The sequence below is a fragment of the Mesorhizobium delmotii genome (assembly GCF_900149755.1).
GTDB lineage: Bacteria > Pseudomonadota > Alphaproteobacteria > Rhizobiales > Rhizobiaceae > Mesorhizobium > Mesorhizobium delmotii.
This window is the reverse complement of record NZ_FUIG01000042.1, coordinates 112,771-125,509: the sequence shown is the minus strand read 5'-3', so window position 1 is coordinate 125,509 and position 12,739 is coordinate 112,771. Positions and strand designations below refer to the sequence as shown.

The window sequence follows — 12,739 nt, the reverse complement described above, 5'->3', positions numbered from 1 at the left end:
GCGCCTGAACGCCGATCGCCGAGAGGTTATTTGGAAGCGCACTGCACGGCTTCGGACTCTAGGCCTTCGGAAGATGGCGCACACTAACAATTGTTACAATGCACCCCATCATACTGAAATGCCATCGCCGCGGAACAATGGCGATCAACCCGAATTAGAACACGATGATAGCGTCGGGTTTTCCGAAGATGCAGCGTTTCTATTTTGACGTCTACGACTCGGATGGTCCAGAGACGGACACCGAGGGGCAATTGTTAGAGACGCCCGAACGAGCAAGAAGAGAGGCGCTTCGGATATTGCACGACATCGCACACGACGAGATGCCGGATGTCAATCTTGTGACGATCACAGTCAAAATCCGAACCGACGGTGATCGGCAAATTTTCGAGGCGTCACTCACCCTGACATCAGATTGGAGTCGTTAGACATACTAACGGTAGTCGGGAGCACGCGCAGCTAAACTCGCGCCTGCCGCGCCGCCTTCTCAAACGCAATGAAGGCGATATCCGGCGTACAGGTTCCTTCCCTTGCTGCGACGAGAAGGCGAGCGGCCTCCCTGTAGACGTCTGCCTCTTTGTTCGGCCATTGCCCAGCCAATGCTAGCTCAGCCTCGGTGATCAAGCGTCCATCCACAAAGCGGATCAAGAGCGGTAGAAACTTACCCATCGTGCGCGAACCCCGTTTTGCGAGATCGGCATATGGAGCGAGACAATGGCTGACCATAACAATGCTCGAGAAACCGGCGCTACCAAGTATCCAGCGAAGAGGGTGCTGATCCCTCTGACCGATTTTCTCAGGATGCCGCTGGAAACAGAGGCCGCGCAACGGAATTGGGTTGACGAGCCGCCGAGGCCAAGTGAACGACAAGACGCACCAGTCCGATGGCCAAAACATGACGATTCCCCCTGATGCTCCTAAGCCTCGCGAGTAGCGCGGGTCGCATCCATGCTTTGCAATATTGTTGTGCGCTTCTACTTTGGCGCGAATGGCGGTGTCCGGTGAAACGCGCGGCCGTTTTAGGCCGCGCTAAGAAATCAGCGCGAAGCTTTGTAGAGCTTGGCTGCAATTTCCATCATTTCTTCGGGTGCATAGTCTGGAGTGAAGGCAGAAGGCACGCCGCTTAATTGGTGTATCTTACCTCCATCAGGCATACCTTCGATGACTTCAAGCTCGCCGGGCGGGTCACCGGGAAGCGCCGTTTCGCCCTGTCCCCATATTCCGGCAATGTCCTTGTAGTCCTCCGGACTGAATGTATAGAGCCGTCGGTGCGAACCCTCATCAAGGTATTTCTGGCACTCCGGAATGTTTCCGAGATAGATGTTTGGAGTCGGCAGCATCTTCTCGATTTCAATGCCTGTCAGGTTCTTGATTGCCAGCGCATAGGCGTGCGCGTGAACCGAACCCCGCACGAGGAGATAGCCGCAAACCTCACGGCCGGTCGGATCAGTTAGGGACTCGTAGACCCGCAGCTTGTGCAGTCTGGCCCCGCATTCCAGGTGGAAATTATGGAGCAGATCAACGATGACATTTCCCGTCGTCGTGACAAAATCCATGTTCCAGGACGAACCGTTACTGTTCATCGGCATGGCCCCGCCGGCATTGGAGAAGAATGCCCCAGCCAGGCGAATGTCCTTCATTGCCTCATAAGGTGCGCCTGAGATGTCCCCGCCGTCCTTCTCATCCGCGCCTTCGAGGTCAGGGCCGTTGTTCAGCATGGCAACGCCGTTACTGACGAGCTCGACGTGACCAAGCTCCTCTGCGGTTATTGCTGCCACCAGGCCGTAAAAGGGCTTGAGCTTCGACTTGCTACGAAAATTGAAGCTTTGGAAAAGGTAGTTTCCCAGGGTCGACATTTCACCGTATTTGCCCCCGAGCAATTCTTGCAGGGCGGCACCCGCGTTGGGATCCACCTGGGTAGGAGCGGGTAGTTCAATCTGTAACTTGTCCACGCGCAAAAACATTTGGAGCTTCCTTTGATTAGAGTTCAGTGAAGCCCAACTTCCCCGCATAAGAGTTGTTCCGCAGCCGTCGCGGCGAAAGGTCGATTACAAATTGACGAATTCTGACTAGCAGTTCTGCAAAGATTCGACGCTAAATTCGGCATCGGCCAGGCCGGCTAGGAGCGTGAAGAAGGGGCCGCACCAAGCTTCTTCGCAAATACGTGTGACGCCGGGATACCTACATCAAATGCAAATGACCGACGGGCATTCAAGGCCCACGGTGGATGAGTCGCTGGCACATCGAACGGGCGCCGGTGCTTGAGAGTGAACATCGTACTCCCGCCCTTAAAAGGAGTTCCGCGATGGACAAACGCGAGGAATGCGCCGCCGTTTCTGCTCATGACTATTCGGTCATCAAGGGTGCCTTCAAGGCTATGGTGGCTGAAGGGCTGCCTGAACATGTGTGGGCCGAAGTTGCCGAGAGAATGGTTGGCGATTTGACCAGGTCGATCGACATTGATCCCGAGCTAGTCATGAGGATAATTCGCAGATGACTCAACGGCGCGTCGACAAGGAGAAGTTTGAGCGGGCCGACCGCGAGGCGAAGCTCGCGCTCGAGACAGAGCGGCGTCATCGCGAAGCGAAAACCGCGCGTCTTCGTGAGCAGCGGCTCGCTGCCGAGGCGAATGCCAACCCAGAGCGAAGCTACTCGCCGAAGCTCTCATCGTAGCCAAATTTGAACACTTAGCCTTGCCGTTCGTCGACAATCTGAACCAATGACTTTGCGAGTGTCGGACACAAGCGCGCGACCAGTAATTATTTCTTAGCGCGTCGAGCGCAGTTGGACTATTCCCAACGGACCGAAAGGCTCAGCCCACGTTGTCAGTGCTGTTCGGATCGATCTTCGTCAGTCGCTCTCTGGCATCGATCACGCGCCTTTGCTCGGGCCTTATCCGGCCGCACAACGCGAGATTAAGGGCGACGCCACCGTCCTCCTCCCGTAGAAGTGTAAGAAGTAGAACGCCGCACGTGCGACGCAGCCTCTCGATCAGGATGCTTCCTGCACTTCCTCGACTTGTGGCGTCACGGGTGCAGAATTAACGACGTAGGTGTTCGAGGTCAGGTCGCTAGTAGATCGGATGATGATGCCATCGTCTATTAATCGGGCAAAGGTCGCCCTTGCGATACGCAGGGGCTTGCCTTTGGCATCTGCGGCGGTGACTTTGTTCGACCAGGGAACGTGAGTGATGGTGTCAACGCGCTTGAGAAAGCGCTTTTCCTTCTCAGTCAACTCGATCACGCCCGTTCCTCCATACCATTTGGCAGCGTCTGGTTGGCCGGTAACGCCGATGATGCGACTCCGTTCCAAGGACCCACGGCACCAAACCCATGGTGGGAGCTAGCGGTCCGCCGGGCTTGCTTATCATTTTCCAATGTGGAGCGGATGGCTGCTAAATTGTTTGCGATCGGCTGGCGCTTGCCGGTTTCGAAATAAAGGGCTGCGGGACAGGTGAGAAAGGCAAACTTGAGACGGGATACAGGGGCAATTAACTGAATTTCCCGCCTATAAAAGCAAGTTCGCAGAAATTTGTCGCGCCAAAATGTTGCGTACATTCGAAACTTGCCATTGGCCGTTGCGCGCTGTTCGAACGCCTCGATTGTTCAGGGCGATTGCCAGGCCACGTAGGCTGGTGATGCCGGAGCGCTGAATGGAAGCGATGATTGGCAGCACGGTCTGGGCAAACCGGTCGGCTTCTTCGATCGACATCTTCCGACCTTTCGCCGCAGCTTCGGCGGTGTTGGTCGGATTGCCGAGCTTTATGCTCGTCCTGCGTGAGGCGAGGGCGGCTTTGGTGCGCTCCGAAATCAATCGACGCTCCTTCTCGGCCAAAGCGGCGTAAAGGTGCAGCATAAACGGGTCGGCGTCAGCGCCGAGTTCGGCGACGATGAAAGGAACGCGCTGGACCATCAGTCCGGCAATGAAGGCGACATCACGAGAGAGGCGATCGAGCTTGGCCACGACCACCGGGCATTTTGTCTGGCGGGCAAGGGCGAGGGCGGCATTCAATTGCGGCCGTCGATCAAGAGCATCCGCGCCCTTTCCGGTTTCGATCTCGGTGAACTCCTGGAGGATGATCATCCCCTCGGCCTCGGCAAAGCGGGCGACCGCGGCACGCTGGGCCTCAATGCCCAAGCCCGAGCGTCCTTGCCGTTGTGTGGAGACACGATAGTAGGCGACTGCTCTCGTCATCTTTGGTCATCCCGGGGTGTGCAAACTGCAAACCACCGTTTGCAGTGTGCTCACTCGACCGGACTAGGCAACGAAATAGCGCGATAAGTTGAATAGTTCGACGTTGCAGCGCGACATGGGTATGGTGCCTAGGAAGAGGCCGTTGCCTTCAGCAATCGAAGAGGGAATCAGCGGCGATTGCGCAAATGTTAGCCAAGTCTTTTCGAGACGCTGACTGGATTGGTCCATGCCGCATGACATCGAAACCCGGTTTCTCTGCCTGGCGGATTTTGAACCGGCGGCGAGGGAGCTATTGCCACACGCTGTTTACGAGTTCATTGCCGCCGGTGCTGGCGAAGAAATCACCAAGCGTGACAATGAAGCCGCATTCGACCGCATCAGGTTAAGGCAGCGCGTGCTGCGCGATGTGACAAGGCTTGATACCGGGATTACGCTCTTCGGGCAAAGTCTGCCGCATCCGATCATGCTGGCCCCAATAGCATATCAGCGGCTGGTGCATCCGGAAGGCGAGGTGGCCGCGGCGCGCGGTGCCGGAGTGGCCGAAGCGGTATTCACTCTGGGTACCACGGCGACGGCGGCGATCGAAGATTGCGTTGCGGTGAGCCGGTCTCCAGTCTGGTTCTTGCTCTATTGGCAAAGCGACCGCGGTTTCAATGGCGAACTCGTAACGCGCATGGCGGCACTAGGTGCAAAGGCGATCAGCGTGACGGTCGACATGCCAACGCCGGGCGATCGCCGCAGGCAGTTCCGGGCAGGATTCAAAATCCCCGACAGCCTCGCAACGCCATACTTCAAGGACCGAAACACCGGCTTGCTCAAAGTTGGCACTGCGCAGCGGCGGGCCATGCCAACTTGGGCGGATATTGCCTGGCTACGTTCGCTGACAACCCTGCCGCTTATCTTGAAGGGCATCCTCGATCCTGATGATGCCGAGCAGGCGATCGGAATCGGTGCCGATGCCATCGCCGTCTCCAACCACGGTTCGCGCAACCTCGACACTCTGCCGGCGACCATCGACGCCCTGCCCGCCATCGCCGAGAGGGTAGCCGGGCGGATTCCCATCATCCTCGACGGCGGCGTGAGGCGTGGCACCGACGTTTTGAAGGCGATTGCCCTAGGGGCAAGCGCAGTCATGATTGGCCGCCCCTATGTCTACGCCCTGGCAACGGGCGGTGCCGAGGGCGTAGCCCATTGTATTACCCTGCTTCGCCGGGACTTCGAGGTGGCAATGGCGCTAACCGGCCGGGCGCGCGTTGGCGAGATCGACCAGTCGGTAATCTGGTGAAGCCGGCCCATTCCTCGGCCAAGTTCAGCCGGATATGCAGTTCGGATCAGAGCGCTTGTCACATCATCACCACGCTGCACCGCACTATTGTGGAAGTCTCTTGCGGGGGTCCGCTTTACGCTACAACCGGGCCTACAAGGCGGCCCGGCTGGCGCGCCCACAGGGGCAATGATCGGCGCGAGGACAATAGGCACCTCGCGCAGGAGAGGGCATCTTGCAACCGCGACGATTACTCCGGCACGCCGGAGATGCCCAGCGCCTCGACGTAACTCTCGGCGAACACCTTGTCCCGCCACGGGTTGATCTGTCTCTGCAGGGTGAGCGTGTAGGTCGGGAACGCCTCCATCAGCCGCCGCGCCGCCGCCTGCGCCTCGTCCAGCCGGTTGAGTTTGACCAGCGCCATGATCACCACCCGGTGCGAGGAGCCGTAGTTCGGCATCTCGTGCAGCGCGCGTTCTCCCCATGCCAGCGCTTCTTCGTAGCGCTCGAGCATCAGGTAGCTCATCCCGATGCCGGAGAGCGCGATGCCCTTCTCGGGGTCGACCGGGCTCAGCCGCATTGCCCTGTGAAAGTGCTCGATCGCAACGAGCGGGCGGCTGGAATGTGCGTTCACCCAGCCGCTGCCCGTATGGCCCTGCGCCGAATTGGGGTTGAGCAGCAGGGATCGTTCGATCGTGCCCAGCGCCATCTCGTAGTCCTTCGCGCTGTAGGCGATCACCTGCGCGGCGAAGCGTAGGCTCGTGGGGTCGTCGCGCGCTTCCGCCAGTACCTCGCGCGCCATGCGCGCGGCGACTCGGATATCGTCGGGCTCGTGCCAGCACTGGCTCACGGATAGGCTGCGGATATAGGCGCCGAGTGCCTTCGCCAAGTTGAAGCTAGGGTCGATGCTGAGCGCCTCGTTGGTGAGCCGGCGCACGTCGGCGAAGCCTTCGCGCGTCATGCTGTAGAAGCGCGGCAGCGCGCGAAGGTAGAGGTCGTAGGCGCTGATGTAGTCGGTCGGCTTCATGCGCGCCTGCTTGATCTCCTCCAGCCGGATGCTCGGCTCGACGGCGCCGACGACGCTCTCGGTCACCTTGTCCTGCAGGTCGAAGATGTCGCTCACGTCGCCCTCGAAGCGGTCGGCCCAGACATGGTGTCCGCTGATCGCGTCCACCAACTGCCCGCTGATGCGCACCCGCGATCCTGCTCTGCGGATGCTGCCTTCGAGCACGTAGCGGACGCCCAGTTCGCGCCCGACCTGGCGCAGGTCCACCGCCCGGCCCTTGTAGGTGAAGGACGAGTTGCGGGCGATCACGAAGAAGGAGTTCACCCGGCTCAATCCCGTGATGATGTCCTCCACCAGCCCGTCGGCGAAGTATTCCTGGTCGGGATCGCCGCTCATGTTGGTGAAAGGCAGAACCGCGATCGAGGGTTTCTCGGGCAGGGGAGGCAGTGCAGCCACCGAGGCGCTGGCGTCGGTCTCGACGCGGTAGGCGCGCACAGGCCGCTCGATGTTCTTGAGGCGCAGGGCGCCGAGCGGCGTGAAGCCGCAGTCGAGCTTGCCCTGAAGGTGGTCGTAGGCGGTGCCCGAGACGACCACGGTGCCGGGATCGGCGATGCTTTCGAGGCGGGCGGCGATGTTGACCCCGTCGCCGTAGAGGTCGCCGTCCTCCTCGCAGACCACGTCGCCGAGATTGACGCCGATGCGGAAGCGAATCCGCTCTCCCTCCGGCGTCTCCGCCTCGTGTTCTGCCAAGGCCTGCTGGATCGCCATTGCCGAGGTCACCGCGTTAACGACGCTCGCGAACTCGCACAGCATGCCGTCGCCGGTGAGCTTGACGATCCGACCCTGGTGCTCGGAGACCAGCGGTTCGAGGAGGTCCTTGCGGTAGATCTTCAGTCGCTCGAGCGTGCCGCGCTCGTCGCGCTCCGTCAAGCGCGAATAGCCGACCACGTCGCAAGCCAGGATCGCTGCGAGGCGGCGCTGCGTGGTCATTGCATCGCTCAGCCAGGCGCCTGCACGCGGGCCGCCCCGCGTCCATGTCCTGCCAACTTCCGGACGCCCTTCGTGCATGGTATCCATCTCTCCCAGTCGCCGCCCGTGAATACAGAACGGAGAACGCAGCTTGACCTTGCCTTCACGAGACTTCGCTATCCCGCTTGCGAGGCGTGGAGCTTTCCAGTCGCCGCGCTAACAGCCCAACCGACGACACGCCCACGCAGCCTCTGGGGACGCTGACCACTCCCAGAAGGCCGGAGATATTTCCTGCTCTGTGTAACCGGTTGACGCCATCGTGGTGGTGCTTTTGTCACCGCGATGTAACAGCGAGATGCCCTACGAGCGCCCGCATCGGGCATCACACCAGACGTTCGCGCTTAGAGGTGCTGAGGTCGGCAAGTGGCGCATCCTTCAGCAAACCGTAAAGATTGACGCTTACGGCCACATCGATCAGATCAAGCTCAAGACGCGGGGTTTCAGGTAGGGTGGAGAACCACCGCAGCACTCCCGCTGCCCCGCCGCAATAGCGCCTTGCCGGCTTCACACAACTTTACATTCGCCCGCAACAGCCGAAACATTGCGCTCCTAGTCTGGCCCAGTCGCGGCAGAGATGCCGCATTAGCGAAAGGACCAGCATCATGGAAACGAACCATCAGGAACCGGCCGGCCTCTCCGGCACCCCGCAGAAGAAGAGCTGGGGCAAGCGCATCGCCATAGGCGGCATTGCGATAGCGGCGCTTGCCGGCGTCGGCGTCGCCGGCGCGCTCAGCCAGGATTACGGGCGCATGCAGCGCTTCGGCATGGGCGAGAGCGACGGCGGTCCCGGCATGCAGGCCAATTTCCGCCACGGCATGGGGTTTGGCGGCCCGGGTTTCGGCGGCCATCACTTTGAGCGCATGCTCGATGAGGTCGACGCCACACCCGAGCAGGAAGACAAGCTGGAGGCGATCATGGACAAGCTCCACGACGATGTCCGCCCGATCATGCGCGGCTTCCGCGACACGCGAGACGATGTCGCCAAGCTGCTCGGCGCCGCAACCATCGACCGCGAGGCAGCGGAGAAGCTGCGAGCCGAGCGCGTCGCGGCGGTCGACGAGGCCTCGCGCAAGCTGACGACGGCGCTGCTCGACGCCGCCGAGGTGCTGACGGCCGAGCAACGGGCGGAGCTGGTAGAACATTTCGAGGATCGCGGCTGGCACCGCCGCTGGTAAGCTCTGTACCGGCATAGTTTCGAATCGGAGCAAACAAACGAGCATGGCGGACCAGGTTCTCATCGTCGACGACGACAGGCGCCTGTCCGCCATGCTCGCGGAATATCTGACGGGCAACGGCTTTCGTGTGCGAGCGGCGGAGACGGCGGGCGCAGGTATTGCCGAGATCGCGCGGCTGTCGCCCGATGCCGTGATTCTCGACGTCATGCTGCCTGACATGGACGGCTTCGAGGCGCTCAAGCGCATCCGCGCGAACTTCGATGTGCCGGTTCTGATGCTGACGGCGCGAGGCGACGAGACCGACCGCATCGTGGGGTTGGAAATAGGCGCCGACGATTATCTGCCGAAGCCGTTCAATCCGCGCGAGTTGCTGGCGCGGCTGAAGGCAATCCTGCGCCGCCGCAACGCCGGCGCGAACGCCTCCCCGCGCATCCTCCGCTTCGGACGGCTGGAGATCGACCCTTCCTCGCGCTCGGCCCGCGTCGAAGGGCGCGACTGCCCGATGACCAGCTACCAGTTCGACCTGCTGGTGGCGCTCGCCGAAAATGCCGGGCGCACGCTGTCGCGCGAGCAGCTCATGGACATGGTCAAGGGCGAAGAACTGGAAGCGTTCGACCGGTCGATCGACGTGCATGTCTCGCGCATCCGCGCCGCGATCGAGACCGATCCGAGACATCCTCGCCGCATCCTTACGGTACGCGGCGCGGGCTATGTCTTTGCCCGTTTCCAGGACGGTGACAGATAAGCCATGCGCAGCAGCCTTTTCGTCAAGATCTATCTCACCGTGCTCGTCAGCCTCGCCGTAGTGGCGATCGCCAGCGCGATCTTCGTACGCATGGGCCAGGAACGCGAACATGCCGGCTGGAGTGGCCGGCGCGACGCCTTCATCGAGGCGATGCTGCCGGCAGACTCCGACCCCGCCTTGCTGCAGGCGACGGTCGAGCGGCTTTCGGCGGCCTTCGATGCCGACATCTCCGTCTACGGACCGCAGGGTCGGCTGCTTGCAGCGGCCGGGCGGCCGATCCCCCCGCAAGAGATCGGATCGCGGCGCAGGATGCGTCCCGGCGGGCATCACCTGCTGATCAGCCGGCAGCCGGACGGAAGGGTGATCGCGGCGCGGCTGAGAGTGCCGTTCGGCCCGGCCGGGCGCAGCCCACTTGCCTTTCTCGCGCTGATCGCCGCGGTGATAGGGCTTGCCGCCTTTCCGGTCGTGCGTCATCTTACACGCCGCCTTGAAGCATTGCGCCAGGGCGTGGATCGCTGGGGCAAAGGCGCCCTCGACACGCGCGTCGCAGTGAGGGGCAACGATGAGGTTGCGGCGGTGGCGGCGAGCTTCAACCGCGCCGCCGAGCAGATCGAGCGGCTGCTTGTCGCGCACCGCTCGCTCCTTGCCAATGCCAGTCACGAGTTGCGCTCGCCGCTTGCGCGCCTGCGCATGGCGATCGACCTCAACGCCGACGGACAGAGCGGCCCGATGCGCGACGAGATCGTGCGTGACCTCGCCGAACTCGATGCGCTGGTGGAGGAAATCCTGCTTGCCAGCAGGCTCGACCATATCGAGAAGCTGGAACGGGTGGAGCCGGTGGATCTGCTGGCGCTTACGGCCGAGGAAGGCGCGCGCTCCGGCGTCGACGTGTCGGGCGAACCCGGCATCGTGTCGGGCGACCCGACACTGCTCACGCGGCTGGTTCGCAATCTCATGCAGAACGCGCAGAGACATGGCAGCCCGCCGGTCAGCGCGCATGTGGGAACCGAAGGCGGCTCTGTGGTGCTCAAGGTGCGCGATCACGGACCGGGCCTGCCGGAAGGTACCAGCGAGCGCGTCTTCGAGCCGTTCTTCCGACCACAGGGCCGCAGCGAGATGGCCGGCGGCTGGGGCCTCGGACTGTCGCTGGTGCGCCAAATCGCCTTGCACCACGGCGCAACTGTGCACCACAAATCGCCGTCCGGCGGCGGCGCCTGCTTCGTCGTCACGTTTCCGGCAATATCTTAGTACGGCGGGCGCATACCCTTGTGAAAGCAGCCCCCTCGGCGGGGCGGAAGGAAGGTATGATTAACGCACGAATTCCCGACGGCGAGATCATCGACGGAAGAGCCAGGGTTTCGCGCATCTGAGCGGTAACTCGCGAGGCCCTTCTTATGCGGTCGCTAGAGCGCCGGGTCCTTCGCCTACACAATATACGCGAAGCGTATGCGTCCGCGCACTTGCTCTCGAACATGCAAGTTTCCACCGCGTAAAAAGTTGGGGCCTATGGCCTATCACGTCGGCTCTTGCCCCCCTTCCACGACACCTGACCATCATCACAGGCTCAAAGGCGGCTTTCCACTCGATGGCGGCCGTTCGTGCGCCAACTGAATGTCTTGGAGGGTCAGGGTTTGACGGTGCTCTTGCCTCGGGGCGGAGGTCTGTAACGGCGGGCCGCGACGTACAGGACCACTTCGAGAAGGTCTGGAGATGGCGCTACCTGCTCGTTCCGATCGATGAGACGAATGGCAACCCATCTCGGCCATTCTCAGTAGCTACCTGATTAAGTTTTACCTAGGCCGTGATCCCGAACCGAAGGTCAGCGCAGCAAGAAGTGAAACCGGTTTCGGAAAAGGGCTAATGGAGCCCCATCCCGATTCCATCGGGATCGATCAGGCGCTGGTCAGACTGGCCGCACCAGAACGTGTTTTTTCTTGCCGAGCGACAGTTTTACGACTTGTTCCGGGCCGAGATCCTGAAGTGTCACCAACCGGCGATCATCGGAAACGGACTGGTCGTTCAGCCGCACAGCGCCGCCCTGGATGTGTCGCCGCGCCTCGCCGTTGGACGCAGCCAGCCCGGCGGTAACGAACAGCGACAATATGCCGACGCCGCTTTCCAGGTCGGCCTTGCCGACCTCGACGGTCGGCAGCGTTTCGGCCAGCGCGCCTTCTTCGAATGTCTTGCGCGCGGTTTCCCCGGCTTGCTCGGCTGCCGCGCGGCCGTGCACGATGGCCGTCGTTTCCGTGGCCAGGACCTTCTTGGCCTCGTTGATCTCGGAGCCGCCAAGGGCGGCGAGCCGCGCGATCTCGGTGAGCGGCAGGCGGGTGAAAATCTTGAGGAAGCGCGTGACGTCGGCGTCCTCGGTGTTGCGCCAGTACTGCCAGAAATCATAGGGCGAGTAGAGATCGCCGTTCAGCCAGACCGCGCCCTTCGCCGATTTGCCCATCTTTGCGCCTGACGACGTCGTCAGCAGCGGTGTGGTCAGGGCATAAAGCTGCGGCGTACCCATGCGGTGTCCGAGATCGACGCCGTTGATGATGTTGCCCCACTGGTCCGATCCGCCCATCTGCAGGCGGCAGCCATATCGCCGGCTGAGCTCGACGAAATCATAGCCCTGCAGGATCATGTAGTTGAATTCGAGGAACGACAGCGATTGTTCGCGCTCAAGCCTCAGCTTGACGCTGTCGAAGGTCAGCATGCGGTTGACCGAAAAATGCCGGCCGACATCGCGCAGGAATTCGACATAGTTGAGCTTCATCAGCCAGTCTGCATTGTTGACCATGATCGCGTCGTTCGGACCGTCGCCGAAACGCAGGATGCGGCCAAAGATGCGTTTGATGCCTTCGATGTTGGTGGCGATGGCCTCAGGCGTCAAAAGCTTGCGCTGGTCGTCGCGGAAGGACGGGTCGCCGATCATCGAGGTGCCGCCGCCCATCAGCGCGATCGGCCGGTGGCCGGTCTCCTGCAGCCAGTAGAGCATGGTCGCGGAAATCAGATTGCCGATATGCAGGCTGGTCGCCGTGGCGTCGTAACCGACATAGGCGGTCACCGTTTCCTTGGCGAAAAGCTGGTCGAGGCCGGCATCATCCGAAATCTGGTGGATGAAACCGCGCTCGCTCATTATGCGCAGGAAATCGGATTTGAAGGCGGACATTTTTTCTTTCCCGAAAGCGCCCAACCGAAGCGGATCGGGCGTGGTATGCGTGAACGCGGGCGTTTAGCATCCAAGCGCGGTCAGCAAAAGGGGAATCCGGATTTGCATCCGGTCCCCGAAGCGGATCGGGCGTGGTATGCGTGAACGCGGGCGTTTAGCATCCAAGCGCGGT

General features: G+C 61.4%; 14 protein-coding genes. 7 read left to right on the top strand and 7 right to left on the bottom strand.

Annotated features, from left to right (window positions below; translation table 11 throughout):
• Positions 1–164: 164 nt before the first annotated feature.
• Positions 165–425, top strand: coding sequence for a DUF6894 family protein (locus BQ8482_RS40715; protein WP_425294131.1), 261 nt, complete (start codon positions 165–167; stop codon positions 423–425).
• A gap of 31 nt (positions 426–456) precedes the next feature.
• Here the strand turns inward: BQ8482_RS40715 and BQ8482_RS40710 are convergent, their stop codons facing one another.
• Both BQ8482_RS40710 and BQ8482_RS24960 read right to left on the bottom strand, forming a co-directional pair.
• Positions 457–666 carry a DUF982 domain-containing protein gene (locus BQ8482_RS40710; protein WP_425294134.1) on the bottom strand — a complete coding sequence of 70 codons (210 nt, stop codon included), beginning with the start codon at positions 664–666 and terminating at the stop codon, positions 457–459.
• A 368-nt stretch (positions 667–1,034) separates the two neighbouring features.
• On the bottom strand, positions 1,035–1,961 hold the full coding sequence (locus BQ8482_RS24960) for a manganese catalase family protein (RefSeq protein WP_077383390.1): 927 nt from the start codon (positions 1,959–1,961) through the stop codon (positions 1,035–1,037).
• 341 nt (positions 1,962–2,302) lie between these two features.
• On the opposite strand from BQ8482_RS24960, the gene BQ8482_RS24955 reads away from it, so the two are divergent.
• Together BQ8482_RS24955 and BQ8482_RS24950 are read left to right on the top strand one after the other, a co-directional pair.
• A complete protein-coding gene (locus BQ8482_RS24955) occupies positions 2,303–2,494 on the top strand; it encodes a hypothetical protein (protein WP_077383391.1) in 192 nt (63 codons plus the stop codon).
• The gene (locus BQ8482_RS24950; protein ID WP_077383392.1) at positions 2,491–2,670 is read left to right on the top strand and encodes a hypothetical protein; all 180 of its coding nucleotides are present in this window, start codon (positions 2,491–2,493) and stop codon (positions 2,668–2,670) included. The genes BQ8482_RS24955 and BQ8482_RS24950 overlap by 4 nt, the downstream gene beginning before the upstream one ends.
• A gap of 318 nt (positions 2,671–2,988) precedes the next feature.
• Here the strand turns inward: BQ8482_RS24950 and BQ8482_RS24945 are convergent, their stop codons facing one another.
• Positions 2,989–3,240 carry a hypothetical protein gene (locus tag BQ8482_RS24945; RefSeq protein WP_133254830.1) on the bottom strand — a complete coding sequence of 84 codons (252 nt, stop codon included), beginning with the start codon at positions 3,238–3,240 and terminating at the stop codon, positions 2,989–2,991.
• A gap of 264 nt (positions 3,241–3,504) precedes the next feature.
• Positions 3,505–4,191, bottom strand: coding sequence for a recombinase family protein (locus BQ8482_RS24940; protein WP_123150010.1), 687 nt, complete (start codon positions 4,189–4,191; stop codon positions 3,505–3,507).
• Positions 4,192–4,417: 226 nt separating this feature from the next.
• Here BQ8482_RS24940 and BQ8482_RS24935 point away from each other — a divergent pair, with 226 nt between their 5' ends.
• Entirely contained in the window at positions 4,418–5,476 is a 1,059-nt protein-coding gene (locus BQ8482_RS24935) for an alpha-hydroxy acid oxidase (RefSeq protein WP_123150009.1), read from the top strand.
• A gap of 229 nt (positions 5,477–5,705) precedes the next feature.
• Here the strand turns inward: BQ8482_RS24935 and BQ8482_RS24930 are convergent, their stop codons facing one another.
• The gene (locus tag BQ8482_RS24930; protein WP_244602956.1) at positions 5,706–7,538 is read right to left on the bottom strand and encodes an adenylate/guanylate cyclase domain-containing protein; all 1,833 of its coding nucleotides are present in this window, start codon (positions 7,536–7,538) and stop codon (positions 5,706–5,708) included.
• A 274-nt stretch (positions 7,539–7,812) separates the two neighbouring features.
• Positions 7,813–7,959, bottom strand: coding sequence for a hypothetical protein (locus tag BQ8482_RS38305; protein ID WP_165848704.1), 147 nt, complete (start codon positions 7,957–7,959; stop codon positions 7,813–7,815).
• Between the two features lie 133 nt (positions 7,960–8,092).
• Between BQ8482_RS38305 and BQ8482_RS24925 the strand changes: the two genes are divergently transcribed.
• From BQ8482_RS24925 to BQ8482_RS24915, 3 genes are read left to right on the top strand one after another with little or no spacing between them, the layout of a single operon-like run.
• A complete protein-coding gene (locus BQ8482_RS24925) occupies positions 8,093–8,665 on the top strand; it encodes a Spy/CpxP family protein refolding chaperone (RefSeq protein ID WP_123150008.1) in 573 nt (190 codons plus the stop codon).
• Between the two features lie 43 nt (positions 8,666–8,708).
• Positions 8,709–9,410 carry a response regulator gene (locus BQ8482_RS24920; RefSeq protein ID WP_123150007.1) on the top strand — a complete coding sequence of 234 codons (702 nt, stop codon included), beginning with the start codon at positions 8,709–8,711 and terminating at the stop codon, positions 9,408–9,410.
• A 3-nt stretch (positions 9,411–9,413) separates the two neighbouring features.
• Complete coding sequence (locus BQ8482_RS24915; protein ID WP_123150006.1) at positions 9,414–10,658, top strand: sensor histidine kinase; 1,245 nt, start codon at positions 9,414–9,416, stop codon at positions 10,656–10,658.
• Positions 10,659–11,313: 655 nt separating this feature from the next.
• Here the strand turns inward: BQ8482_RS24915 and tyrS are convergent.
• Positions 11,314–12,567 (bottom strand): tyrosine--tRNA ligase, encoded by a 1,254-nt coding sequence (gene tyrS, locus BQ8482_RS24910; protein ID WP_123150005.1) that lies wholly within the window; start codon positions 12,565–12,567, stop codon positions 11,314–11,316.
• Positions 12,568–12,739 lie beyond the last annotated feature (172 nt).